General features: G+C 44.5%; 27 protein-coding genes, 1 tRNA gene and 1 pseudogene. 8 read left to right on the top strand and 21 right to left on the bottom strand.

Annotation, left to right across the window (positions count from 1 at the left end):
* The first annotated feature begins 338 nt into the window (after positions 1 to 338).
* From GN241_17235 to GN241_17250, 4 genes are all read left to right on the top strand, one after another.
* Positions 339 to 1253, top strand: a complete 915-nt coding sequence (locus GN241_17235) for a pirin family protein (GenBank protein XAT58948.1) — start codon at positions 339 to 341, stop codon at positions 1251 to 1253.
* 14 nt (positions 1254 to 1267) lie between these two features.
* The gene (locus GN241_17240; GenBank protein XAT58949.1) at positions 1268 to 2239 is read left to right on the top strand and encodes a glutathione S-transferase family protein; all 972 of its coding nucleotides are present in this window, start codon (positions 1268 to 1270) and stop codon (positions 2237 to 2239) included.
* Between the two features lie 147 nt (positions 2240 to 2386).
* Positions 2387 to 2665 carry a hypothetical protein gene (locus GN241_17245; protein ID XAT58950.1) on the top strand — a complete coding sequence of 93 codons (279 nt, stop codon included), beginning with the start codon at positions 2387 to 2389 and terminating at the stop codon, positions 2663 to 2665.
* 574 nt (positions 2666 to 3239) lie between these two features.
* Complete coding sequence (locus GN241_17250; protein ID XAT58951.1) at positions 3240 to 3752, top strand: hypothetical protein; 513 nt, start codon at positions 3240 to 3242, stop codon at positions 3750 to 3752.
* Positions 3753 to 3840: 88 nt separating this feature from the next.
* Here the strand turns inward: GN241_17250 and GN241_17255 are convergent, their stop codons facing one another.
* The 13 genes from GN241_17255 to GN241_17315 form a co-directional block, all read right to left on the bottom strand.
* The gene (locus tag GN241_17255) at positions 3841 to 4329 is read right to left on the bottom strand and encodes a hypothetical protein (GenBank protein XAT58952.1); all 489 of its coding nucleotides are present in this window, start codon (positions 4327 to 4329) and stop codon (positions 3841 to 3843) included.
* Between the two features lie 76 nt (positions 4330 to 4405).
* Positions 4406 to 4783: a hypothetical protein gene (locus GN241_17260; GenBank protein XAT58953.1), complete on the bottom strand. Its 378-nt coding sequence runs from the start codon at positions 4781 to 4783 to the stop codon at positions 4406 to 4408.
* A complete protein-coding gene (locus GN241_17265) occupies positions 4767 to 5684 on the bottom strand; it encodes a hypothetical protein (protein XAT58954.1) in 918 nt (305 codons plus the stop codon). Before GN241_17265 ends, GN241_17260 begins: the two co-directional genes overlap by 17 nt.
* The gene (locus GN241_17270; GenBank protein ID XAT58955.1) at positions 5677 to 6498 is read right to left on the bottom strand and encodes a hypothetical protein; all 822 of its coding nucleotides are present in this window, start codon (positions 6496 to 6498) and stop codon (positions 5677 to 5679) included. Before GN241_17270 ends, GN241_17265 begins: the two co-directional genes overlap by 8 nt.
* Complete coding sequence (locus GN241_17275) at positions 6495 to 6983, bottom strand: hypothetical protein (protein ID XAT58956.1); 489 nt, start codon at positions 6981 to 6983, stop codon at positions 6495 to 6497. The genes GN241_17270 and GN241_17275 overlap by 4 nt, the downstream gene beginning before the upstream one ends.
* Before the next feature lie 22 nt (positions 6984 to 7005).
* Complete coding sequence (locus GN241_17280) at positions 7006 to 7311, bottom strand: hypothetical protein (GenBank protein ID XAT58957.1); 306 nt, start codon at positions 7309 to 7311, stop codon at positions 7006 to 7008.
* On the bottom strand, positions 7298 to 7687 hold the full coding sequence (locus GN241_17285; GenBank protein ID XAT58958.1) for a prepilin-type N-terminal cleavage/methylation domain-containing protein: 390 nt from the start codon (positions 7685 to 7687) through the stop codon (positions 7298 to 7300). Before GN241_17285 ends, GN241_17280 begins: the two co-directional genes overlap by 14 nt.
* Positions 7644 to 8045 carry a prepilin-type N-terminal cleavage/methylation domain-containing protein gene (locus GN241_17290; GenBank protein XAT58959.1) on the bottom strand — a complete coding sequence of 134 codons (402 nt, stop codon included), beginning with the start codon at positions 8043 to 8045 and terminating at the stop codon, positions 7644 to 7646. The genes GN241_17285 and GN241_17290 overlap by 44 nt, the downstream gene beginning before the upstream one ends.
* A 2-nt stretch (positions 8046 to 8047) precedes the next feature.
* The gene (locus tag GN241_17295) at positions 8048 to 9208 is read right to left on the bottom strand and encodes a hypothetical protein (GenBank protein XAT58960.1); all 1161 of its coding nucleotides are present in this window, start codon (positions 9206 to 9208) and stop codon (positions 8048 to 8050) included.
* Position 9209: 1 nt separating this feature from the next.
* Positions 9210 to 10607 carry a type II secretion system protein GspE gene (locus tag GN241_17300; GenBank protein ID XAT58961.1) on the bottom strand — a complete coding sequence of 466 codons (1398 nt, stop codon included), beginning with the start codon at positions 10605 to 10607 and terminating at the stop codon, positions 9210 to 9212.
* A complete protein-coding gene (locus GN241_17305; GenBank protein ID XAT58962.1) occupies positions 10604 to 12322 on the bottom strand; it encodes a hypothetical protein in 1719 nt (572 codons plus the stop codon). The genes GN241_17300 and GN241_17305 overlap by 4 nt, the downstream gene beginning before the upstream one ends.
* Positions 12322 to 13059: a hypothetical protein gene (locus tag GN241_17310; GenBank protein XAT58963.1), complete on the bottom strand. Its 738-nt coding sequence runs from the start codon at positions 13057 to 13059 to the stop codon at positions 12322 to 12324. Before GN241_17310 ends, GN241_17305 begins: the two co-directional genes overlap by 1 nt.
* 102 nt (positions 13060 to 13161) lie before the next feature.
* A complete protein-coding gene (locus GN241_17315) occupies positions 13162 to 15249 on the bottom strand; it encodes a hypothetical protein (GenBank protein XAT58964.1) in 2088 nt (695 codons plus the stop codon).
* Positions 15250 to 15763: 514 nt separating this feature from the next.
* Here GN241_17315 and GN241_17320 point away from each other — a divergent pair.
* The 3 genes from GN241_17320 to GN241_17330 all read left to right on the top strand — a co-directional run bounded on the left by GN241_17320 (position 15764) and on the right by GN241_17330 (position 17387).
* The gene (locus GN241_17320) at positions 15764 to 15871 is read left to right on the top strand and encodes a hypothetical protein (protein XAT58965.1); all 108 of its coding nucleotides are present in this window, start codon (positions 15764 to 15766) and stop codon (positions 15869 to 15871) included.
* Between the two features lie 148 nt (positions 15872 to 16019).
* On the top strand, positions 16020 to 16256 hold the full coding sequence (locus GN241_17325) for a hypothetical protein (protein ID XAT58966.1): 237 nt from the start codon (positions 16020 to 16022) through the stop codon (positions 16254 to 16256).
* Positions 16257 to 16310: 54 nt separating this feature from the next.
* On the top strand, positions 16311 to 17387 hold the full coding sequence (locus GN241_17330) for a hypothetical protein (GenBank protein XAT58967.1): 1077 nt from the start codon (positions 16311 to 16313) through the stop codon (positions 17385 to 17387).
* 46 nt (positions 17388 to 17433) lie between these two features.
* Here the strand turns inward: GN241_17330 and GN241_17335 are convergent, their stop codons facing one another.
* The 5 genes and pseudogenes from GN241_17335 to GN241_17355 all read right to left on the bottom strand — a co-directional run bounded on the left by GN241_17335 (position 17434) and on the right by GN241_17355 (position 21767).
* A complete protein-coding gene (locus GN241_17335; protein ID XAT58968.1) occupies positions 17434 to 17880 on the bottom strand; it encodes an HlyD family efflux transporter periplasmic adaptor subunit in 447 nt (148 codons plus the stop codon).
* Positions 17861 to 18157, bottom strand: coding sequence for a biotin/lipoyl-binding protein (locus GN241_17340; protein XAT58969.1), 297 nt, complete (start codon positions 18155 to 18157; stop codon positions 17861 to 17863). The genes GN241_17335 and GN241_17340 overlap by 20 nt, the downstream gene beginning before the upstream one ends.
* A gap of 163 nt (positions 18158 to 18320) precedes the next feature.
* Positions 18321 to 19453 (bottom strand): annotated as a pseudogene (locus GN241_17345) (IS3 family transposase).
* A 133-nt stretch (positions 19454 to 19586) separates the two neighbouring features.
* A complete protein-coding gene (locus tag GN241_17350) occupies positions 19587 to 20681 on the bottom strand; it encodes a molybdopterin-dependent oxidoreductase (protein XAT58970.1) in 1095 nt (364 codons plus the stop codon).
* A gap of 18 nt (positions 20682 to 20699) precedes the next feature.
* A complete protein-coding gene (locus GN241_17355) occupies positions 20700 to 21767 on the bottom strand; it encodes a TauD/TfdA family dioxygenase (protein XAT58971.1) in 1068 nt (355 codons plus the stop codon).
* A gap of 78 nt (positions 21768 to 21845) precedes the next feature.
* Here GN241_17355 and GN241_17360 point away from each other — a divergent pair, with 78 nt between their 5' ends.
* On the top strand, positions 21846 to 22718 hold the full coding sequence (locus GN241_17360; GenBank protein ID XAT58972.1) for a LysR family transcriptional regulator: 873 nt from the start codon (positions 21846 to 21848) through the stop codon (positions 22716 to 22718).
* A gap of 184 nt (positions 22719 to 22902) precedes the next feature.
* On the opposite strand, the gene GN241_17365 is transcribed toward GN241_17360, so the two are convergent.
* The 3 genes from GN241_17365 to GN241_17375 form a co-directional block, all read right to left on the bottom strand.
* Positions 22903 to 24285, bottom strand: a complete 1383-nt coding sequence (locus tag GN241_17365) for a transposase (GenBank protein XAT58973.1) — start codon at positions 24283 to 24285, stop codon at positions 22903 to 22905.
* A 400-nt stretch (positions 24286 to 24685) separates the two neighbouring features.
* Positions 24686 to 24761: transfer RNA gene (locus tag GN241_17370), tRNA-Thr, on the bottom strand.
* 41 nt (positions 24762 to 24802) lie between these two features.
* Positions 24803 to 26314 (bottom strand): heme biosynthesis protein HemY, encoded by a 1512-nt coding sequence (locus GN241_17375; protein XAT58974.1) that lies wholly within the window; start codon positions 26312 to 26314, stop codon positions 24803 to 24805.
* Between the last annotated feature and the right edge of the window lies 1 nt (position 26315).

The raw sequence follows: 26315 nt of genomic DNA on the forward strand, positions 1-26315 counted from the left end.
AATTCTATTCCCTCAGAGCCTGCGCCGGTGCTAGAAAGCGGGGGCCATACGTTTCGTATTCCTGCTCAACTAACATGGCAGCAGGACCAAAAACCAGCCGCTTTTTCTGCGAACTGCTCTGCAATGTTAAAAAATATGCGCTCGGTGCGCGACTGGCGGGAGCAAACCCAGTAATTGCGAGAGTCCTTTAAGCGCTTGAATCATGAAAATTTCTCGAAATTGCAGAGACCCCCATGGCGCTTGACCCGAATTAGCCCTTATCGTTCTTATTTTTAGAACTCGAATTCTTCACGCAAGCGGCTATTTCATAGATTTAGGACAAGCATGAGGAATCTTCTATGTCAATTCGACCGGCCATCTCAACCAGCACCGCCACCCCAACCCGGGAAGGGGCAGGCGTGCATCTGCATCGCGCCTTTGGCTTTAATGAGCCAGAAGCGCATGATCCCTTTTTATTGTTTGATGATTTCCGCAACGAAAACCCCGCCGCCTATGCAGGCGGCTTTCCCTGGCACCCGCATCGGGGCATCGAAACCATCACCTATGTGTTGAATGGATCCGTTGCCCATAGCGATAGTTTGGGAAACACCGGCACTTTGGGCGCGGGCGATGTACAATGGATGACGGCCGGATCGGGGATCATGCATCAGGAAATGCCCAGTGGAAATTCCAAGGGGCAAATGCATGGGTTTCAGCTTTGGGCAAATTTGCCGGGCAGCTTAAAAATGACAAAGCCGCGCTATCAAGACGTAAACGCAAAAGAGATCCCCGAAATTATCGATGATGATGGCAGCGTGGTGCGGATCATCACAGGAGAGTTTTGGGGCAAACAAGGCCCGGTTGATGGGATCGCTGCCGACCCGCTGTATCTAGATATCAGCATCCCTGCGGGGCGCAAAAAGGTTCTAAAAGTCGATACGTACCGCAATACATTTGCCTATATATTTGAAGGCGCCGGGAAATTTGCCGATGCCTCGGCGCCCCATGGGGTGTTGCTGGAAAAAGAGGTGATGGGCGAAGAACTGAATATCCGCGATTTATCTGGCAATCGAACATTGGTGCGCTTTGGCACGGGCGATGAGATTGTTGTAAAAGCCGGCCCCGAAGGCATGCGCTTTTTACTGGTGGCCGGATCGCCCATTCAAGAACCCGTGGCGTGGCATGGGCCGATTGTGATGAATACGCGCGCAGAATTGCAGCAAGCTTTTAGCGATTTGCGCAATAACCAATTTATCAAACCACACGACCATTAAAGTAAGGAAATCAGATGGGATTGTTGCAAGAGGGAAAATGGGTCGACCAGTGGTATGATACCAAAAAAGAAGGTGGGCATTTTGTGCGCAAAGCGGCGCAATTCCGCAACTGGATCACCGCAGATGGCGCTGCCGGGCCAAGCGGCACCGGGGGCTTCAAGGCAGAAGCGGGACGCTATCACCTTTATGTGTCTTTGGCCTGCCCCTGGGCGCATCGAACCTTGATTTTTCGCGCGCTGAAGGGTCTGGAAGCTATGATCTCAATCTCTATTGTTCATTGGTATATGGCCGAAAACGGCTGGACATTTGAGCCCGGCGATGGCGTCATCCCAGACAGCGTGAATGGGGCCAAGCTCATGCATCAGATTTACACCGCAGCCGATGCGCAATATTCAGGCCGCGTGACGGTTCCGGTGCTATGGGACAAGAAAACTGGTACGATTGTCTCCAATGAATCTTCTGAAATCATTCGAATGTTCAATTCGGAATTTGACGGGTTGGGCGCGCAATCCGGCGATTATTATCCCAACGCCCTACGCCCAGAGATCGAGGCCCTGAATGAGCGTATATACGCCACACTGAACAATGGTGTGTATCGCTGCGGCTTTGCCACCACGCAAGCGGCTTATGAGGCCGCCATCACGCCTTTATTTGATACGCTTGACTGGCTAGAGAGCGTTTTAGCCAAAAACCGCTATCTTACTGGCGCAGACATCACCGAAGCGGATTGGCGGTTGTTCACCACATTGATCCGGTTTGATCCCGTTTATGTGGGCCATTTCAAATGCAATCTGCGCCGCATTGTTGATTACCCCAACCTCTCAAACTATCTACGTGATCTTTATCAGCAACCGGGCATTGCCGAAACCGTGAATATGCAACATATCAAAGAGCATTATTATGCCAGCCATGACAGCATCAATCCCTCACGCGTTGTCCCCAAAGGCCCCAATATTGATTTTTCTCGACCACATAATCGCGCTTAAGGCCCAGTCACTTGTTGACCCAATGACCTTCAGAAACGCCGCTCAGCATACCCAGATAGCCACCACAGATATCTATGCGCGAGGCCCCTTAGATGGTACGCTGGAATACGAACGGTCACGCGGTCATCCGATGAAGATGTTATCGCGGTGCTGGTCAGTCACATTGTTGGAATGGTAGACCGCGTAGAGCGCGGCGATGATCCCAAGATTTTCATCCAAAGCCCTACGCTGGATATTCTGTTTGCAAATACAGCCGATATGCACTCGCAAATTGACGTGGCTGATGAAGGTATTGTTGTTGTGGGAACATCAACTGATCCTGATGTCGTCGCAGCCCTATATATTCATGCCGCAGAAGTCTCAGACATGGTTGATCGTGGCATGCAAGCCGTCCATGAAGCGATGGCACAACGCGCTGGAAACTAATGTTGTAAAGTGAGTTTTAAAGCGTTCAAGACTTTGGGATTCGCGCTACTTGGAAAATTCTGTGCGCATCCCAAAAGTGGACTTTAGCTCAAGTAAAGAAGATCGGTAAGGCTCCTAGCAGTCATTCGCTGCAATCCGGTTAAATGTCCGCTTTGCGTATAGCGGCCGTCCGCCCTATGAGTTTTGACGCATAACCCAAAACAGCCTCCCTCCTTTCTTCGGTGGAGGTTTTTTTAAGCTTTGCGTCAGTTGAAAAAGCTGGGCTTGATGAAGGCGATGTCCTGATGCATCATTCAAAGTGATACTTAAGAGCTTATAGACCAGTTAGCATATTTTTAAATACAAACATATGACGTTAGTCGCTTCCATTCCGTGCAGATAGCTAATCAATATGGCAACGCCATTTACATTTTATTTATCATGCATATTTTGTTAAAAGACCTTGGTTGCGCTTGTACTATTAGTTAAGCTTTTTGTCGCATGCAGGAGAAAGAAAATTATCAACTTAATCAAACGAATTCAGTTTACCTTGAGCTTACCATTATTACTTATCAGTTTTGGATGCACAGACAGTATGGAAGTTAAACCGCAATTTGCTTCAATTAAAAATTGTATAAAACCGCCTTCGAATAAAATTAGTTCTGCTGGATTTCGTTTAAATGGTCCACTCGTGTTTTATCAAAATACTAATGAACTAATCCAATTTGATTTAGATAATAATACTTTTCGATGTGATACATTTGATGAAATTCCCCGCAGATTATTTAAAACTCACGACGCAATAAAAATGTATGATGCTGCTTTACAAATAGCAGAAAACTCCAGCCTTTCACCGTTGATTACACGTAGTTTCTCAAAAGCTTTATTGCCGGCGAAAAAAATACCAAAAACCTGCCAAAGTTTAGGTTTGACAACGGTTTTCGAAATTGAGAGTGATCCCGATATTATCGTTTTTGGATGTCAAGTAAAAGAAACAAGTCGAAGCGCAATAATGTGGAAATACCATCAAAGAAAATCTGATGCTGAGATAGCTTATTTATCACTTTATCAACCTCTTGTTGATGCAGCTTTAGAAGATTCATTTTAAGTGAGGTTTCCTTTTATTAAAATAGAAACTTCAACTTTTATTGCTAAATATTGTTTAGAAAATCGTTAAGAAGTTTTTTGCTAAGTTGTTAAAAAAACAACATCCAAGAAGAAAAAATAAAAGGGATAAATGCTGCACGATTAACATTTTGATACAGCTTTTGAAGATACAAATGCACGATGGCAAGGATCGAAAATATGAAAATCCAAAATCCAACATCTGAAAATTCAATGAACAAAGCTAAAACTGAAATGGCATAAGGATCGGCTTGCCCTAGAACAATTTCATTCTTAAACCATGATAGTAAAATTGATGTTACCGTTATAAACAAAAACAAAAACAAGGACATAAAAACTTGCTCTACAGACAGATCAGTGGTCACCGCATAGGAAAGCGTATATGCTAAAACTCCAAAAAAGGTGGTACTATTGACTGAAAGATGAATGAGATCATCCCCGACGAGTTCCATCCATAAAACCCAAAGTACTAGGAGCATGAAAGAACTAGAGTTTAATTTTTCAAAATCAAACTGCCAAAAAAAATACAAACTTGGCATTAAAAAAAGACCAAAACCCACGGTTTACTAGTTTTTTTCCACAATCTAAAAAAGGCAAAGGCTATGAAGAAGCTAAGTATTAAATAAGACAAGACAGCTACATCTCTGAATTCAAGAGCACTAGTTCTAAGTTAAACATATCGCTATTAGCTTCCATGTCTAATTTCACCGACTGCACCTGAAAGTATTGTATTTTTTTTATCTTCGCTATTACGGCGTTAGTGCCTGTATTTGACGAACTAGAAAGTGAAAGGACAAAGACTTTACCATTACCAACCGTTGAAACCGAGACCGCTTCACCAAAATAGTCGCTCCAATCCTTGTCACTCAAACGTGTTTCCGGCTCCAACATAAAGGCATATTGCGTAGCAAGAAAAGTTGCCTTAGTTTTTTCAGTCCACAAAAAACCCAACGTAATAAACGAACATAAGCAGATAGAAAACAGGTATAGACAAGCTTTAATTAATCTTAGCATGTTCGGTACCTTTCCCGTATCCGATGCTAAAGATATTTTCCTTTTTGTTTATGTATACATCAAATTTTTTTTTGGCCGAAGTTACTTCAATAAAACTTCTTACTTGATTTAAATCTTTGAAAAATAACTCGGCACGGTTAGCTTTATCGGAAAATTTAATTTGTCTGATCTGGCCAGAAGGTATTTCTTCGATAATTTCTTTAAGGATAACTTCAGCCAATATAGCATTATTAAAAACTGTCGCTGCTGGCTTAAACCTATTCAAAATTATCTCTTGATGAATTACAGTATTCACTAACAAAACTATTATGATCAAGCACATATTCAAAAAAATATGTTTTCTTAATTGTATGTTCTCTTTTTTTTTCTCTCTGATTTTAGAAATGGAAGAAAATTTAAATTCATTAAGTGTCTTCCTGACTTCAGATAAATCGGAGGGAGAAGATTTGATCTCTCGCGTATTTTTTTCAGACTTTATTAAGAGATGTCCAGACTTCCAAATACATATGTCACACTCAGGCTGTACAGCTAAAACTTCAAATACGTATTCTGCCGATTCCCCAAGAATAGTTTTAATTTCTGAATAAACCGACTTTAGGATCCATGCCTGCCACCATTGAGAATAATGTTTATCAAAAACAGCCGCTGTATAAACAATTTCATTAATCTTGGTAATAGAAGCATGGTTGAACAAAAACATCTCTGCATTAGGCTTAAATTTTTTGTTAGGCATTGATGCTGTTTCCCAAAAGGTAATACTGGGAGACAATAACACATATTTAATACCTCTAATCCTTAACACTTCTTCTTTACTTAAAGCTCGCTCATAAACTAGAGTCTCTTTTCGCAACGAATAAAGCTCAAATTCATTAAACGATATTACTCTGCAAACTTTAGGCATCAAACACCACTTCCGGAAGCCACAAAAAAATTGCCCAATTCAATGTCCAGTTTAACTCCGGATATAGTAACTTATCAACAAAGCCAAATGTCTCTCCATTTTCTTCAAATATCGTGGCAACGTGGTCAATTTTATTGGCTATTATTACGTCATTTATATTTTTCACTTGCGAACTTTTAGAATGAGAATTCATAAAGTTGAGTAAGCCATCTTTATTAAAAATTATTTCTTTATCAATATAATTTTTCAGTTTTACAGCTTGAGTTCTATCTAAATGGAATAAAGCTGCCAGTGTTCCTATATCCGAAAATGATATATTAATTTTGTAAAGGGGTGGAGCAAAGCGCATACAGCTAATTAATTGGACGATTTTATCTGCCTCAAACCCAGCATTATTAAGTAATTCCAATAAGGATGGAACGTAGTTTGCTTGGTAGCTAGACAGTAGGGAGTTCGAAACTTTTGACACTGACAAGGGCGACACTTCACAGTTTTCAAACAGCCTAGCAACAATTAAAGTTTCGCGTTCATCAATCGCTGGACTTCCGTTCACGTCACGCCTGACTAGGTGACTGATATTGTAAAGTCCAGATAAGTTGATGTCATAAGAAATAAGCCTCTTTTCGGACAAAACATCACTCAATAACGCTTTATTAATAAGCTCCAGTTCAGCTTTTTGATATTCCATATAGCTGTCGCTAACCATTGCATTTTCTATATCCGAACTCAAAGCTTTATATGCAAGAGCAGCAAACACCGAAATCAATAGTAGAGGTGCGATCGCTACAGGTAGAATAAATGCACCGAATCTCATTTCGGATAATCGAGGTTTACGACAAGCTCTATTGGGACCTTGGAGTACAGGAAACGCAAACGGAATCCAAAGGCCTTTTGAGTCATTTCGCTTAGCTTAGCTTCGCCTTTCACCAAACGAAGTTCATCAAATCCTGCATCTGTTGCGACTGATCTAGTTACGCCTTCCGCCGAAAAGAGCCACCGGATTTCCGCCACACTGAGTTGCTCAGTAATGGGTGAAATAACATACTTTTTAAAAAATAATTCTTGCGAGACATCTTTATCTTGCAAGAGAAAAGAATTTCTTGAGTTAATGGGTTTTCCGGCATTACTTAAATCAGACCTTAATAGCGACATAGCGTTCTCAAAGTTGACTCTTTGACTAAGCACCCGATCAAAATAATTTTCAGTTCTATAGGCCAAGCCTGTCAAACTCCAAGCTATAGTGATGGTAATAGAAAATACGAATAATGCAATAAGCAGTTCCATTAACGAAAAAGCCATCAGGCTCCGAAGAGCACTAAATTTACTCATTGATAATCACAATGTCGTCGCCATTGCTGTTGACTAAAGTAACCGAAAACTTACTTAAATCTTTTACAATGAGTGGTTGATAGCTTGCAATATCAATCACGGTTCGAAGGTCCACAGATTGATCCAGAACAAAAATATTTTGCTCTAGGCGAGTGATGGCTAAAGTTTCTAATAAGCGTTCAGTTATAATTTTACGATTATTCATATTATCCCAAAATAGATAAATCGTAAGCATCATAACACCAAGAGCAATGATAGACTCTAATAATATATAGCCTGAAAGCCTATTCTGCTTCATAGCGAAGTACTCCCCCTGCCTCATTGACTCTAAATTGCAGAGATTTGCATTCGAATAGTAAAGCTTCCACCAAACCGCCAGCGCCAATCCGTATTGTAGTATTATTACAGGGTGGACTCAGAGTAAAACTTTTTACTTTTTCTTTTGGCGCCAGCGATTGCTTCATAAGTTCGCTCATAATTTTATCTTGGATATCTTGTTCTAAGGTATCCATTTTGGTTGGAAATAAGCTTATCAACTTTGGAGAGTTTGTCATTGTGAGCAAAATTCCAATAATGGCCAAAACTACAAGCACTTCAATCAAACTAAACGCATCAACATGGCGAAGCTTTTTATTGCAAGCCTTTGCTAAAAACATCATCAGATCCGTTTTCATCGTCAAAAGACTTATTTTTACCCGCTGAGTGTACTTTTATTACTCCATTTTCAAAGGCAAACCTATAGGGTGTTCCCCACGGATCAACGGGTTGTTTGCTTAGATATCCACCAGACGTCGCAGTATCAGAAAATAAAACACTTATATCCATATCCGACGAAGGAAGCTGACTATTATCAAGTTGATAAAGACTTAAAGCCGTTTCGATCGCCATAAAATCGTTATTAAGTTTGAGTTGACGTGCCTGATCAGGTCTCTTCAATACCATAGGCGCCACAAACGACAACAAAACTCCAATAATAGTGAGCGCGACCAGAATTTCAATAAGCGTGAAAGCCGCCAATCTTTTTTTGTTCATTTTCAATCCACTGACATCTGAAGATCCATCATTGGTGATAAAATTGATATAGCAACAAGTGCTATAATGAAACCAAGAAATAAAATGGCAATGGGACCGATGAACTGACTCCAAATGGAAATCCGCTGCATACGAGCCTCTAAATCAGCTTTTGACAATTCACAAATTGTCTCTGCAATATATCCCGTTTTTTCCGCAATACCAATTTGTGCAAGTTGCATTGACATGAATATGCCTGTCCGCCGAAGGGCTTCTTCGAGAGTCTGCCCTTCTAACAAGCAATCATTTATTTTATCAAGACGTCCTTTTACATAGGAATTTTGGACAGTACTCGTACTAAATTCGATCACTCTTTTTAAATCAACATTCAAAGATAAACCTAGTGCCAATCCTTCGCAAAAGCTTCCCCGAGCGAACCCTTTGCTAACTTTATGCAGCAAAGGAAATTTAAACACAAAATAATCAAAAGCGAGTCGAATCCGCTTATTAGTTTTACTAAACACAACTAAAACCAGTCCAAAGATCGTGACCCAAAGTACAAACAAAACGCTCGAAAACCCCTTACCCGCAAATGATAATATAAGTCTTGAAAGGCTAGATGCGCTTTCAAGATTTGTAATATCTTTGAATTCGGGTAAAATCGTATCAAATAAAACAACCATCACTACAATTGTTATAAGGAAAACAAATAACGGATAGGCAATGGCTTTATTGATATTCTGTTTTAAAATTTCACTTTTTTTTCTGTTCTCAAGAATGTGAGTAACCGCAGTAGAAAATCCTGCATTTTTTGTTCCAATTTTTAACATTGCGAGAAGTTTAGGGTCAATATCTGGAAAAGTATCCGAAATGGCCTCCGCGATCTCTTTCCCAGCAGAAATACCCTGAGATACGGCTTTCGAAGCATGCGCTATTTTATTGTTTTCCTGCAAAATTAACAAACTTAACGCATCAGGCAAGGCTACCTTTTGTATTAACAATATATTTAATAGCGTTAAAAACTTCCAAAAAACTTTAACTTTGAACGTCTGAGAAGCTTGAATACGCGTTACGGTAATCCCAATGGCGTTTAGACTCTCTTTAGCAGCAGTTTTACTTACTCCTTCAATTTGACCAGACACGGCTCCATTCAAAGATTGACCTATGTATTCATAAAGGGGCATTTTAGTTATTTTGTACCCGGAGAACTTCAAAAAAGGGTATTTCGCCAGCTAGATGTAAAGCATGCGCTTCGTGATACATTGTGTCCTCTACGCGTGGAATGGTTTGACCTGTTTCAATCTTATGCCGAATATCCTCATCGACTGCTAAGTGCGACATAACGGGCTGGCGCCCTTGGAAACCGGTAAAGTAACACTGTTCACACCCATCAAAATGCGTGGGCAAACTGCTGCTATGGGCTTCATTTAAAATTGATACAGACTGACATGTTTTACAATATAAACGCACCAAACGTTGGGAAAATACTCCTAAAAGCGAGTCTGCCAGCAATGACTTATCAGCACCTAAATTCATTAAGCGTTTGATAGCCCCTAAAGGTGAATTCGCATGGACAGTTGAAATGACCAAGTGCCCGGTCATCGCTGCACGGACTGCGATCTGAGCGGTTTCACCATCTCGGATCTCGCCAACCACAATAACGTCTGGATCATTTCGTAAAAGGGACTTCAGTCCTTCCGAAAATGAAAAGTTAACATCCTCATTCACTTGGCTCTGAACAACGTGATCAAGTTTGATTTCGATTGGATCTTCGATGGTCATTATATTTAAACCTCGCCTACGCAACGAGTTCAAAATGCTATAAATTGTAGTGGTTTTTCCTGAACCCGTTGGACCGCAAACCAATATCAGTCCAGATTGCTTTGAAACCGCTCGCAAAATTTCAGCTTTATGGCATTGTAACAAGCTTGTTTCATTCAAATCAACTTGCCCAATTTGGCTGGAGAAAAACCTCAAAACGATGCGCTCACCATCCTGAACCGGAAGCGCTGCAATTCTGACATCAATTTGAGTACCTCGGTTTCGAACAGTCATACGACCATCTTGTGGTCGACGTCTTTCAGTGATGTCCAAATTTCCCAGCAGTTTAATCCTAGCAATAAGCATTTGTGCGACACGATGGTCTAATTCTGCTAACGTAGTTATGACGCCGTCGATACGGACGCGAATACTTAGCTTTGTTTCACTGGGATCTATGTGAAGGTCAGACGCTCCCCTCGAAATTGCTAGGCCAATAAGATTATTGTAAAGCTTAATGATCGGCGTGTCATGCTCATCGCTGGCAGTTAAAGCAACTTCCACGCTTTTTTCGAATTCTCGGTTTGCAACAAAATTATCTGCCTCTGAAAAAATGGTGATGCTGTCAGATGGCTCATCAACAAGCGAATTATTAATATCACTTTGATCTTTTACAAAAGCAATATCATCTTGAAAAATGTAGCTCAATTCATGCTTGATCATCTTTGAAAGTTCAGGTGGAACATATATTTTTACTGGCCGTTCAGTTTCATCTAGCTTTATGCCCAAGGCGAAGATCTTTTCATAATCGATCGCTTCTATCATTGTACGACTGGTTTCTTGAAAGGACGCAACATTTTAATATCTGATTTCGGACCGATAGGCTCTGGGTCAAAAAATTTTGTTTTCTCATCGGAATATTCAAAAAGTTTATCACCCATTTTTTCACTCCAACTTTTAACTATTTTTAATCTTTGTTTGTTCGCTGTCACGATGGTTGGACGTAAAAAAATTGCAAGGTTTCGACTTACAGATTTAGTTGTTTCCTGTCGAAATAAATTTCCGAAAACAGGTAAGTCACCAAGAACGGGAACTTTCGAAACGTTAATTTCTTGCTGCTCAATCCGCAAACCGCCAATCGCAATAGTCTCCCCCTCATTTGCGCTAACAACGGTTGAAATCTGCCTTTTTACAGTTGCAACATCGCTTAAACCTGTCGCGCTTGTATCAATACGTGAAATTTCTTGCCAAATCTCCATCAAAATATTTCCATCTAAGCCGATTTTCGGTTTAAGTTTTAAAATGGTTCCCAAATCTTCACGCTTAATCGTTTGAAATGGAGATGACGCATCCCCGCTTTGGTTTGAATAAGTTCCCGTAATAAAGGGAACATTTTGCCCCACAAGAATAGAGCTCTCAGTATTTTCAGTTGTCATTAAACTGGGTGTTGCCAATATGCGGTTATCACTATCACCTTGAAGCGCCGCAAGCATAACCCCAATATCAGGCACTGAATTGGCGCCAGCGCCCGCCGCTAAAACGCCACCTGCAGCAGTTGCAAGGAACTGATCATTAGCAAGAGACCCGATATTTAATCCCGTTACACCGGAAACCAAGCTGGCACTTAGATTACCATTATTAACCGAAAACTGCAGACCAAGGCGTTTTGTTGTATCTTCGGAAATCTCGGCAATTATCGCATCTACATAGACTTGCCTGGGGGCGCGATCCAACTGGTTTATCGTTTCAAGAACTTGTTTGACACCAGATTGGGAACCGGACAAAATAACCTGATTGGCACTGGCGTGCGCAGATATATTCAAATCTTGTCCAATGGTAGTACCGCCCATTAAAGCTTTTATGGCTTCAACAAGCTCTTGAGAATCTGCAAAGCTTAAATCAACCACCACCATGATATTTTCTTCAATGGATGGCTCCATTTGAATGTCCTTTGAAGCGATAACAACATTCTCATCAGCCTTTGAGATAATAGGAATTTGTTTGGGAGGAAGCGCCTTTAACGATCCAACCATTTTCTGAATTTTCTTAATTTTATCCTCTGGTCCAGACAGCAAAATACTGTCATCAGACAAATCGTCCGACAGAACGATGACGCTATTTAAACTGTCTATATTTGCAATTAGATCTCGAATACCAGGTTTTGAAATACGTCTTTCTAAATCCAGTCTCACGAGACTATCTACCGCCATGTCACTCTCAACAGAAACAATTGCGTTATCTGAAATACCAGATGCAGGATCTTTGATTACATACCTATTTGTTCCCATCTCCTCAATTTTACCACCCAAATCCACAACTAAATGAGAAAAAATATCGTGTATGTCAGTAGCTTCAGAGAGATCATCACGAACTATAGATATCTTAGCGTCAGTTTTAAATTGAACCGTATAACTGTTGCCGGTCAACTGCGAAAAATATGCCGCTGCAGCTCCAAGCGACGCGTCAATTAGTTTTATGTCCGCAGCAAACGCTTTCAAAGGGAGTGTCAAAACTATAACTAAAAGAAGCTGTTTAAACACTACAATTTCATCCTTATCATTTTCAGCCTCTTATCTCTTTGTATTTCCACCTCAAAAACATCGCGGGTATTTCGATTCAACAAATGCAACTGCAAATTTTCTAAATCATTCGCGGGAATACCGTTGATAGACAGAATAATATCGTTTTGTTCAAAAGGCGAGTTAACTAAAAGTAAAGAGGGTATCTTATCGTCTAAAAGCCAACCTGGCCTACCCGTTCTGCTTCGTCCCTGAGACGGCATTGTTGTAAATTGTGAATAAATAACTTTCGGAATACCAATACTTTCAGCAATTCCCCGAAAAACGACAATTGCCTTTTCATTATCTGCAAAATCAAATGCCGATTTCTTCTTTTTTGGCGAAACCGAAACATCTAATGTCATCGGTACTTCTTTCTTTGCTCGAGTGTTGAAGGCAACAGAATACTTCTGTTTTTGTTCATTTTCGATATAGAGCAGATCGTGTTCAAATTTCAAAAGCGTGAACGCCTGATCCGCGAACTGAAAAGTTTCAAGTATATTCAATAAAAAAAGCTCACCATTGTGTTTGGTCTCGAGCAAAAAAAATTGTTTTTCATCGGAACTATAATAGGCAACCAACCCCAAATTTTTTATGGGTGGAGCCACGACATTGTTTTTAAATAAACGCAAGTAATTAATCTCGTTTGAAGCATTCGCAGAAACGCAGATCAAAGTGCAATACACACAAACTATCAAACGGGTAATCTTATAGTTCACGTTGGCGCTCTTTTTTATTCACAATCCAATGATCCTCAAAATACAAAGGGCCCACCCATAAGGGAAGGCCCAAGTCATAAATATTAATCCGCTGATTTAAATTTAACAGCCGCTTCCCGCTTCTCCCATTGTAACAATACAAGCCAAACCCGTTTCGCTTGGTTTATCAGCCCAAGTTTGAGACGGAAGAGTGTAGTCGGATAAACTGGGAACGTCAGTCGTATCATATCCCAAAGCACTTAAAGTACTATATGTTAGGCTATCTGCTGCGCAAAGTGTATCAGAAGCTTCAGGAATAAAATACTCTCCAGACTCTAAATTTTTAATCACATAAGATTTATTTGAATCTATCGCGTCGGTCACCGTTGTCCCGGTCTTAAGATTCAAGGGTTTAAACCAATTGTTGGTACTCTCACTTAAATAGATTTCTTCATCATCAACGTCCTCAGACCTCACTTCCATTCCGTTATAAGAAAATTTTCTTGACCCGTTAAGGTTAGCGCCAGTTATTGTACATGTGGAGATACCGTCGCTATCTGCAGCTCCACAAGACTTAAACCCTGAAATTGTCGAGTTATTTGAAGGTTGCTTTGTTTTAAAGGTGAATGTAGGCACCAATGAATTCATATCATCCGTAGCAAAAGCGTAGCTTGGAACAGTGAATACTATGGGATCATCCATTGCGTAAAGGGACGCGTCTGAATTTATGGCAGCAGTCGCATGGTTCCATGGGTCCGATCCCGCCTGCCAATTAAAAACTGCTGAAGAGCTATCTGCCAAAACCATCCAAACATTGTAATTATTTAATGATGCGTCTTGAGCTGCAGCGGGATTTGTATAATTAACATACTTCCTGTTACCCGCAGCAAATTCGGTAGAAAAGTCAAAGCGCACTGCTTTGTCGTCCGAAGTTAAACCATTTCCAGTCAAGTCATGATATAGCATCAGTTTTTCATAACCGGATGGCGCATTGAGGGAAGTAAAAATATAACTTTCCGAACCAGAAGCCTTATATGCCGGTATTTTTTCAGATGTGGCATTTATCGCACTATACGTCAATGGAACCTTGGTTGTGCTGCCGGAATCACCAACAAGACAATTTGAAGCGCAAGTAAATGCAGTACCAGCGGGGCCTGCTAATGCATAAGTTTCCTTAGCCGAAACCGGCTTGTAATTCGCATCAAGCAACCTGCCTGCGGCCCACTGCAATGTTTTAGATGAAGAATCTGTTTCACTTGTTATACTGAGAGTTGAAGCACTAGGAGTAAACGAAGACCCGCCCTCTACCCATACTCCCCACCGATCAAACCAACCTCTTGAGCTAGAGGTTGTGAATGGGAATGGCCCGGTTAACTTTATTTCCGCACCGGTTGTACCGTTATAGAGTTTGGAACGATATGAGGTCGTAAATGTATTGCCTCTTTTATAACAAGCCGCCGATATGGCCCCAGAATTAATTTCATTTCCTGCTGTCAGAGGCGCACTGACAGAGTAGTAATTACTGGCAGAGGTCTTTCCGGTCATGCCAATCTTGTTGCCGCTAGAATCCTGAACATAACCAATAAATTTTGCGGTATCGGTGCTGCCGCCGATATATCCGAATTTTGATGCAATTATCTCTTCGCCGCTTCCATCATCAAAAGAGTCATAGCCGAGCAACACAATGTCATTTCCATCCACTTTAACGTCAACAATGCCTTTTACGGGAGAATCTGAGCTTGTATAGGTCGTACCTAGATTTTGTCCATTCTCATACATATAGTAGGCGAATGTCCAAACACCGTATGGTGGAGTGGTGTCAGCACCGGACTTTAGCGTAATGTTTACAATGAACTTACTTTTTGACTCGCTGCTGTCAAAGTAAACTACCACTTCCTGAGGAGATGTTGCTGATGCCCGTGTCGAAACTGAGATAGACTTCGATAAAACCTTGCCGGAGGCGTCAGACAAACCGCATTCGGTTTCATCAACGTACGCTATCCATGTACTATTAGCGTTGAGATCAGGTCTGCTGTTTTTAATTAGACAGGCAAAACTTTTGGCCATGCTTACGAAATCATTTGAAGCATCCTCGACCCAAACTGAACTAGAGGCGTTTGAATAATCAGTTCCAGCATCATTGAAAGCCGCAAAAGATGGGGTGTAAAATAAAGCGGCTATGCACCCTAAAATTAATTTTAGTTTGTTCATCTTGATCACCTTTTGAATTTTAATTAGACGGAATGCCGGAAATACCAGCAGGTGGCGAAAGTCCGGGAATACTTGAACTTGCCGTTGTATCGTCACCCCGACAGGCGCTCACAAGAACAAGTAATATGATCGGGATCAGTCGTTTCATTTAGTCACTCCAAAAGTATCAAAACCAGAGATATCTGTAATTAAATTTTCTTTTTTGTCTAGTGAAAATTTCTACAAAAACTCTAATTTTCATTTTCTTAAGTAAAGCTTTTGAGGGCGTGCTAAAATTGAGGCCTTGTCTGAAAGGCAAAAAAAAACCTTTTGAACAACGCTCTGGAGCGGTTGCTGCGAAAGAAAACTGTATTTGAAATTACAGATGCTGAGATACTTGGGCAGTATGAAATGATCACCGAGTATATCTCGCCTCTATGGCAGGAAAAGTAGTTTCAGAATTTTACAAGAAGCAGAAATTTCACTGAAATTTGAAAGCTTTTCTTGAGTAACTAACGGGCATTTAACCACCAACTTGATCTTAAATCCGGGCGAACTGCTGGTACAACCTGCTGGATGGTTTCATCAGGTATATGCCTTAGACAGCCCAAACATGTCCGTTAGTTATTTCTGGAGATATTAGAGAATTACGGTGATCCTTCGATGATTGCTGTGATACGGTTGAGAGAGTTAATTAATAATCTCAACTATTAACCGTCGGGTCATTTACCCGAAAATTAGAGTAACGGCTTACCCATTTCGGGTTTGCTTATTTTTAAAGGAATACAAAAATGAAAAGTCATACTATTGATTTGAATGATATGTTCTCACCTGTCAGCTTCGGCGGCGGCGGCGGCGGCGGCGGTGCGACTCAAGCTGGCATCGGTGTAGCGAACACAATTGCCGGGGAAATGGATTGCTCTCCTTGCGATTTTAGTGATCCAGAAGGCGTATTCGGACGCCCTACATTTGATGAAGGCGACGCTTATTCCGGTGACAAAACATACGGCGACGCAGACGGTCGCTAATATAAAGTTATCTGCCCCTAACTGGGCAGATAACACAACTCTGGAGGAATGATCATGCATAGTTTAATTCGCATAATTACTATAACCTTTTTCATTGGTTTTACTGAAGCTGCTGCTGCTAGTTCTAATGCAATGGAATGTGTTAGAAAGCAACTAATGCGGTTAGAAATTGAACTGGATATAGACCAACCTGAAACAGGTTTTAATCAACTACAACTGCACCTTGATGAAGATCGCTTTGTATTTTCAAACTTAAACACAATTTCCGCACCAATAATTTGCCGCTCTCTGGGGCTAAAGTTTCCACTTCTAAGGCTAGATTGGCCTTCTTTTAGATCTCCAGTCAATTATAGTATTGAACCCAGTATAAACGCCGCCAGTATAGATACACTTACTGATCTTGTACTTTCTCGACTAAAAAAAGAGTACGGAGTCCTCCTTGCGTTTCCGATCAATTTGGTTGTTGGATCAGAAAGAGAATTTTTAAAAGAAAAGTGGGTGGAACTAAACCATATTTCAAGCTCAAATGGGGCCGCAAGCGCAGCATTTGAAAACGCATTTCCAATGTCATGCCCAAAAAATAAAAAAGTAGGGGGGTTTGCAAATTCAAATACTGTTTTGATTTGCCTTCCGTATAAAGGGCTAAAAACAACCCTACCTGACCAATCAAGCACTACGGAAGAAAGAAAAGAATTTGGGAATTTACAAGGTACGCTTACACACGAATTATTTCACGCGGCTCAGTTCCAGATGCTCTCCCCCCACCCCCCACAAACACCGGAAGAACGGCTTACGCTCTGGGGGCCAGAATGGTTGTTTGAGGGTTCGGCACAATACATTGGACTATCAAGTGTTCACACTAGAGAAAGTTTTGAACGTATTTTAAAGAGTTCTCTAGAAACCAAAGAGTTACCTTCTTCGTACCATCTTATATACCAAGATGGAAAAAAAATGAAAATGGCTACATCTCAATCGGGTTTAACTCGAATTGAACCACTCATCGCAAGCGTTGGAAGAAGTAGCCTAATAGATTTTTACATCAGTTTAGGCCAATCCCGCGACTGGCGAACATCCTTTGAGGCCTCATTCGAAACTTCATATGAAGCATTTTTACTAAATATAGCCGAATAAATGAATGGAAGTTTTGTATAATTCTTATCTACGCAACTCTAGCATACTACGCTTCCCCAATTGATTTTTGTAGCACTTCAATAATAGGAGCGAAAAAATAACTAATCAGTCGCCTTTTGTCGGTAATTATGTCTATACGGCCCGTCATACCTGGCCGAGCTTTGTGCAGATAATTCACACTCTTAAGGTATCTGGAATGTGGTTTTACACGTACAATATAGGCCCAATTACCATCACCGATTTCGGAAGAGTCGGCAGCCACATCAGTAACAGTGCCTTTTAAATACCCAAACCTTTCTGATGGATACGCATCTAAATCAATATTAACCACCTGACCAATACTAATAAAGCCTATATTATTATTTGAAAACTGGGCTTCGATCTCAAACTCTTGATCTTTTGGTACAACGCGTAAAAACTCTTCACCAGAGATTGCAATCGCACCAACTGTAAATACTTTCAATTGGTCAATCCTACCGTCCATCGGTGCCAAAAGGAGAGCAGTCTTTATACGTTGTATCAAGCTCGACTAAAACATCGCCTTTGATTACTTCGTCGCCATTTCGTACATGGATGGCTGTCACTTTACCATCAAATTCGGGTTGGACTACCTGAACACGACTAATTGGAACAACTCGCCCTTGACCTCTTGCTACTACCTCAACCTTGAACACGCACGACAAAGCTATCAATGTGACAAAAACTGTAATTGTAAACCAAATTGTTAGGTGCAGCGTTGGTGATTTAAGGTTAATGGGTGAACTTTTCATTGTAACTTCCCAAAATCAATTATTTGGTCTGCATTTTTAAACACACTTGGGCGGTGGGTAATCACAACGATTGTCGTCGTCGCTAGCAGCGCTTGTAATTGGCCAACCATTTTATCCTGTGCAGCATCGTCCAGGGCACTTGTTGGTTCGTCTGTCCAGCCCCCTATATTCGTCCATTGATTTTTGGTTTCTCTAATAAGGTTTCTGGGACGGGTGGGCGCATGTTCAATGCATGGTGAGGTCTGAACTGGTTGTATTGCCTAAGCCAAACATTGATAGCGACCTGGGCTTGCCGTGTGGTGTGGAACCATTCTGCGTTGAGCACTTCTTTTCGCAAGGTGCCGTTAAAGCGTTCGTTATACCCATTTTCCCAAGGGCTGCCTGGATAGATTTGCATTGGTTTGATGCCGATCCTCTTCAGCCAGTCCTGTAGATGCGTGGCAATGAACTCAGGTCCGTTGTCAGAGCGAATAAACTCTGGCTTGCCATGTTTCATAAACAGTGGGTGCAATCCGTCCAAAACATCGTTCGCATTCATTTTGGACCGCACTGCCACGCAGAGCGCCTCACGGGTATATTCATCTAGAACCGTCAGCATTTTATAGCTGCGCCCATTGCTAAGCTTATCGTGCACAAAGTCGATCGCCCAAATATGATTGGGATGTGTGGGCCGCAGCCTGATGATGGAGCTGTCTTTATGATAAAGCCGTTTGCGCTTCTTGTGCCGGCGCGGCAGCTGTAAACCTTCTTCGTTCCATAAGCGCTCGATCCTCTTGTGGTTAACACGCCAGCCTTCCATGCGCAGCAGGGCTGTGACTTTCCTATAACCATACCACCCATATTGCTTGGCCAGCCGGATCATCGCCAAGCGTAGTTCGTTGTCATCTACTGGTTTGACTTGATAGCGCAGACTTGAGCGGGCTACATCCAGAACAGCGCAAGCACGCCGCTCAGAAATATCCAGCCTTTGACGCGTATGAATAACAGCCTGACGAAGCTGAGCCCGCGTCAGGCCCGCGGTTTTAGATGATCAAGGCTCTCCTTCAGGATCAATTTGTCTAACTGCAAGTCAGCGACGATCTTCTTCAAGCGCTCGTTTTCTTTCTTGAGCGATTTCATCTCAGAAATCTGCGAACGAGAAAGGCCTCCAAACTTCTTACGCCAGTAATAATAACTCTTATCTGAAATCCCAGCTTTGCGACACGCACTCACAACGTCCAAACCATCGTGCAAATGAACATCAATCTCGCGCAATAACTTCAACACATCTTCATCAGAATAACACTTTCGAGCCATGTTTCGTTCGACAATTGACTGCTTGGCTGGTCATTCGGAGCAGCAGCGTCGCGATGCTTGGTCAGACAAACTCTATCACCAGGATAAACTGGCGAGTTTTATTCTTGGGCGACTTCAGCAATGCTCATCGTCATCACTCGACAAACACATGCACAGTTTGGGCAGAGTTGTTCGCAAAACCTGCCTGATCCCATGGTGGATCAAGCGGTTGCACTTTGCCATTCATGTCGGTTGCCCGGCATCGTAAAGCATACTCACCAGGTTCTGCATTCCAGATAAAGGTCCATTTCTGCCATGCGTATCGGTCTTTCTTCTCTGACACCTCTGCATGCCTCCACGCGCCGGCAATCTCAACCTCGACCTTGTCAATGGCAACCCCGCCGCCTGACCAAGCGCGCCCGACCAATTCAACCTGACCCGCGGGCACAAAACGTTTGCGCGTTGACCAATCGGGAACTCCTGGTGGCACCATCAGGGATTTAACGCGGATATCTTGGATGGGGATACCGGGATCATCCTTGTGGGTCTTGAACCGATAGGTTTTGACCTGTTGATAGCCATCATAAGGCTCTCTCAAAGCTTTGATATTAGTCAGCCATTTCACGCTCGCCATGCCGTACCAGCCAGGCACAATGATCCGCAGGGGCGCACCGTGTTGGGGCAGCAAAGGCGCGCCGTTCATCGCGTAAACCAAAAGGACGTCCAGCTCCTCGATCTGGGCAAGCGTTAGGCTGCGCCCAAAGAAATGCGGCTCACCCATGTCATAGCCATAGTCGGCCCCGGTGAACGAGATTTCGACCACGTCACTGGCAGGGCAACCACGCGCGATCAGGGGGGCCAGTTTGGTTCCGGTCCACTCAGAGGTGCCAACCGCTTCATAAATCCAAGGCATGGAGTGGGACCGCGGCGAAACACCCGCGCGGCCATTGCCCGCACATTCCAAGGTCACTGCCATGGTCACAGCAGGCATCGCCATGATTTCAGCCATCGTCAGCTGATAAGGTGCTTCGAAGTGACCAGAGAGTTTCAACCGGTGGGAGTTACCCTCGATCAAAGGAACATCAAAGTGATTGAGCAGATAATGTCCCCCCGTTGGCGTGATATCCAGCGCCAACGTCTCCAGCAAAATGCCGCTGTTGCGATTGGCCAGGCCAACTTCAGCCTGGCTGTAAATGCCATCCACGGTGGTCGGCTTGTCTGAGTATTTTCGAAACGGGTTCTTAGTCATGGCCGAGCCTATCTTTGCTCAATCGATCGGAGCGTGCAGCTTTGTGTGTTTGGTAATAATTCCGCCCCGGTTTCCCACCTCAATCGACCCATAGCTTTCCTTGAAACACTCAGGCAGCGGACGGTCCCCTTTGATGGACAGCCAAAGGCGCATCAGATGGCGGCGTTGGCTTGGGTCAGGCCAATCAAGGAAACCGGTGCGGTCGTGCAGCTGAGAATGGTTATAGACAAACTGCATATCGCCGGGCTGTAACTGCATGCCAAAACACAGCTCAGGATCATTGGCCAAAGTGTCGAACATATCCAAGGCCTCCACATGTTCGGGCGTCAGGCGCATTGCTCCGTCAAACCGTTGGGCGCTGTCGATGTATTGGCGCTGATAGAAGACAGTTAGATGGCCTTCGTACCAGTTCAGCACCGGGATTTCCATGTAAGGCTTGGCCCCTTCAGGGATCTCGCCCCGCCGGTCGGTTGCAATTGGATCAAAGAGCTTTTCTAGCAAGTCAGGGCGGGCCTGTTTCATCCGATTATAAATTGTTTCGGCACTGACCAGCAGGGACTTGCCGCCTTCTTTCGCCTCACGTATGCACAACAATCCAACCACATCTGCGCTGTCAGTGTGGAAGGTTTGGCGTTCGCAGGTTTGGTAAATGCGGCTGTTTGGGTCATTCGCATCCGCACCAATATCGCGCACATGCCCTAAAATATGCCCATCCGCGTTCTGAGACCGTGCACTTCCGATATGCGCGCCAATGCCGCAAAAGATCGTGGCGGCAAATGCTTGGGAGTAATTCTTGATGGGCAGGCCGCGCAAAACCTCAAGCCCGACACCGGAAAGCAAAATCCGCTTCAGGCCGTCGAGATGATCTGCGAAAGTGGTCAAGGGAAAGGTCTGTTTGCTGATCTCGCCGATATCAATGCCGAGGCCCTGAAAGTGTGTCGCGGCGGCTTCAAGGTCGCGGACATCTTCGGCGGTAAGAGTGTAAAGCCAAGCATCAGGGTCGCACGCCATGTCAGCGCCCAGCCATGCTGAAGCCGTCGTGATAGCGTCAGGAAGCTTGGCCGTCTTGGTGGTTTGCTCTGACATATCATCTCCTTGAGTCTTTCACTTTCTATTTTTTATTGGTATTGTTAATCAAAACAAAATGAATAATAATCATACTCCATGATAGCAGAACCCTCTCTTGCCGTGCTGCGGGCTTTGCAAAGCATCCATACTACAGGCAGCGTTTCGCAGACCGCAGGTGCACTTGGTGTCACGCAGTCTGCGATCAGCCGCTCGATTGGCAAATACGAGAAAGCCATCGGTCTGCAGATGTTACGTCGGGATTCTCGCCCTCTGACATTGACCGAGGAAGGCCTGCTGGTGATCGCACATGCGGCCGAGATTGACCGGTCAATCCAAACCCTTGGCGACCGCCTCAGGGCACTGCGGCAAGGCAAAGATGGTGTCGTCCGGATTGGATCTTTTGGGTCATCGGCAACCGCACGCCTCTTGCCTGCGCTACTCAGCAAATTCGCGCGGCTTTATCCCGGCATTTCGGTTAGTATCGTGGAAGGTTCGGACGAAAGAACCCGTGCGGATCTTGTCCTTGGTAACGTCGATGTTGCGGTGCTGGGCGACCCGGTTGAAGACTTCGATGCGATCCCCTTTGCGTCGGATGAACTTGTCGCACTGATCCCAATTGCGTCGCCACTTGCAGCCAAGTCACACCTTTCGCCCGCCGACGTCAGCAGTGCACCTTTTGTGATGACCCTGGCGGGGAGTGAGCCAATCATTCTGGATTGGTTCGAAGCCTCGAACGTACTTCCAAACATTAAACATCGCATCCAGCAAACGCAGTCCATCCTCGCCCTTGTCCGCGCAGGTATGGGCAACGCAATCGTGACCTCTCAGTCCCTTCCCGAAGGCGTGCATGACCTTTGCGTCAAACCCCTGCGTCCATCGACAAAGCGGCAAATTCACATGGTAAGAAAGGCAAGCCAACCAAGTTCGAAAGCGGTCGATGTTTTTTGGAATTGGTTATTGCGCGATTAGGCTCATCGAGCCTTCATGCTTCAAATCCCTCTCGAAGGTCAGCTTTAGGTCTTTGTTGATACGGTTATGCATGCGCGGCGAACGACCGCTCTCCGCCGATTGTGTTGAAAAACTCGTTGTTTTTGGGCCATTGATACTGGTTACTACGTTGATTTCATTTGGCTGTTCGTAGCCAGCCTGCCTTTCACCCTGCGGCTGGTCCCATGGGTTTGAGCTGAGCGAGTTTTCGGAGGTTTTGGGCGGTTGCTGCGAGGGTAAATTCGTCCTGGACGCCGTATGGGCCGCGTAATCGGAGCCTGGGCAAACCAAGGATGCGTTTGAGGTGGGCGAAGAGCATCTCGACTTTCTTTCGTCGGTTCGAAGCGGTCTGATTGAAGTCTGATGCAATGCATTGACGTGCAAATTCTCGGACGATCTCGTATTTCTCCCGATGAATCGCACGCGTCTCTGATTTGGGGCAGCATTTGGCTTTTAATGAGCAATCGATGCAATCGGATTTAAGGGCCCGGTATTTGCGCGCTTTCCATTTTGGAGCGTTCCGAGCGGGATCGGAATAGGTGCGTCGCGTATGCTTCATCTCTTTGCCGCCAGGACAGATATAGCGGTCGTTCTCATCATCCCATGTGAAGTCTGATCTGGAGAATGTCCTATCAGTGCGCTCACCCTTATCAAAGACGGGAATGAAGGGCAGGATTTGTCGCTTGAGTGCCAGCCAAACAAGATTGTCAGATGAACCGTAAGCCGTATCAGCAGCGATCCAATCCGGCTTCAGGCCAAAGCGTTCTTCGGTCCGGTCAATCATCTTGCGCATGGCTCCAACCTCGGCGGTTCTGTTCGAACGGCTGGCGTCGACATCAACGATGATACTGTGATCTGTATCGATCAGATAATTGGTGGAATACGCAAAGAACGCCGGGCCTTTACGCGCTGCAGTCCATTGGCTGGCCGGATCAGCATGAGCAGTAAACTTGGGGTTGGTCGTGCTGGCCGCACCAAAGGCCTCGTCGTCTAGCGTGTCGAGATATTCCTGCACCGCGCGTGGTGCGTCATCGATGTCGGCCACACGGGCTGCCCAGTCTTCAGGGTTGCTGGAGTTCTGTCTTTGGACATCTGCACTGATCAAGCTGGCATCGATTGCAAATCCTTGGCCGCCCACCAGTCCTTCTTCCATGCAGCGCGCAACAGTCGTCTCAAATACATGGCGCAGAAGGTCACTCTCGCGAAAGCGTCCGTGGCGGTTCTTGGAAAACGTCGAATGATCCGGGATACGCTCACTAAGGTCCAGGCGGCAGAACCAGCGATAGGCCAGGTTCAGATGAACCTCTTCGCACAAGCGGCGTTCCGACCGGATGCCGGAGCAATAGCCCACAAGCAACATCCGGATCATCAATTCAGGATCAATGGATGGGCGACCAGTATGGCTGTAAAACTCGGCAAGATGCGCACGAATACTCCTCAGATCAACAAACCGATCAATCGAACGCAACAGGTGGTTTTGGGGAACGTGATCTTCCAGCGAAAACTCATAAAACAGTGCTGCCTGCGCCTCCTGCCTTGGTCCCAACATCGCAAATCCCCCTGTCCAATACACAGATTGAATCAGCGATTGACCATTCGATCAAGCAAGAGTTTTTCAACACAATTGGCTCGGTACTGCCATTCGATGCGGGATTATCTAACGACTGCTGTGCGGGAATTTGCCGACTTTTTAACGTGCGATCCGAACCGCTGCTTAGATTTCAGACAATGTAAAACTCGTCTTTTTCAGAGTGAATTCTATATTTTATTTCACCAAACCTATCATTTCTCAGACTGCTAAAATGGTAGGATCTGTCGCCATCGAAATTCTTTTGATTCTAACGTTTTGTTCACGCTAGCTGGCCTAAGCCGCTTGTGGGACTAAGCCTGGGACCTTCCTTCAAATTAAAATATTAAATTAATGATTTCATATGACTAAGTTGCATATTTGGTGCCGGTGATAGGACTTGAACCTACGACCCCATCATTACGAATGACGTGCTCTACCAACTGAGCTACACCGGCCCTAAAAGCGGTTTACAGGAATATATCAGATCAGGCAAAGCTCAATTTACAGGCTTTTCTTGGGCTTGCTCGGATAGCGCGATTGCCGCGCTTTCAGGGGGTGCGGTGTCAACATCTAACGCTTTCTCTGGATCTAGCTTGTCCCCTTCAGCCGCCTCGGGACTTGCCTCAGCCATCAAAAGTTGCACCATATCCAATCCGTTTGATGTGCTAAGCTCCTCTGTGGGGGCGGGCCTCCAGCTTAAGGTATCAAAGGCTTCGCAATGCTGACAGGTCGCGGACCAAACAGTGTTGACCCCATGGCAGCTATCGCAGACCCAGCGCGGGCCGCGCTGCGCGGCTAAGGCTTTGGTTAACCAGCCTCGGATCACCTTGTCTGGGCTGCCCTGACCGCGTTCAATCGCCGCCATAATGGTAAGCACTCTTGCATCAGCCTCGGTCTCTAGCAAGGCGCCCACGGCGCGTTTTGCTGCTGGAAAATCCTCGGCATATAGGTGTAATTCGGCAAGCGCCAGCCGGGTTTCGCGATGCGCTGGCGCAAGTTTTTCCAGCACTGAAAACCGCTTGAGGCGCTGCTGCGGTGTTTCCTCTGGGGCCAGTTCGGCGAAGATACTCGCCAAATCTGGATGCGGTTGGGCTTGCCAGGCTTTCTTGATCACCCTTAAGGCATATTTGGGCTTTTCCGCGTCTAGATAGCTGCGCGCGGCCATCACGGCAGCGGGAACCAAATCGGGAGAAAGGCGGTTGGCTTCAATCGCGGCTTCGCGGGCCTCAATGCTTTGGCCCTGCCCGAGCACGTCTTTGGCCTGCGAAAGCGCCAGCACCGCATCCCGGCGTTTATGAACATCGCGCGGCAAAGCGCCATGTTTCAGCTTGGCGCCAAGTGTATGGCGCGCGCCCTTCCAATCTTTTGCTTGGGCTTGCAAAGCCAAAAGCGTGTCTTGTGTTTCAACGTGTTTTGGTTTGAGGGCGAAAGCCTTTTCCGCCAGTTTCAATGCGGTATCGGTTTTTCCATCGGCTAATTTTTGTTTCATAATGCCGCGAATACCAAGAAAGCGGGTGCTGGGTTCTTGAATGAGCTGCTTGTAAATCTCTTCGGCTTTGCGTTGGTCACCGGTTAATTCTGCGGCCTGCGCGGCCAACACATTGGTCAAGGCGGGGCGGTTCAGAAAGCGCTCTGCTTTCACCGCTTTGCTCAAGGCCAGCGTGCCTTCACCTGAGGCCAGCGCCAGCAATCCCTCGGACAGCGCTTGGTAGCCTTTGCGCTCGCGGTTGCGAAAGAAATAGCGCGTGACGGCGGTTTCATCGCCATTGATAAATTTCAAAACGGCGATTAGCAGCCCGAATATTTTCAACCCAATCCAAACCAAGATGCTGAAGAAAAAGAGCGCAAGCACCGCCTGCAGCGGTGTGAGCGTATATTCCGTGCCCGCCACGATGGCTTGCACATTGCCTAAGATCAGGTTCTGCCCATCAATCAGATACGCAACCCCAAGCGCTAAGGCAGCCACAATGACCAGAAATAATAAAATCTTTGTCAGTGAAATTAACATA

This window comes from Rhodobacteraceae bacterium IMCC1335, assembly GCA_039640495.1.
GTDB lineage: Bacteria > Pseudomonadota > Alphaproteobacteria > Rhodobacterales > Rhodobacteraceae > Thalassovivens.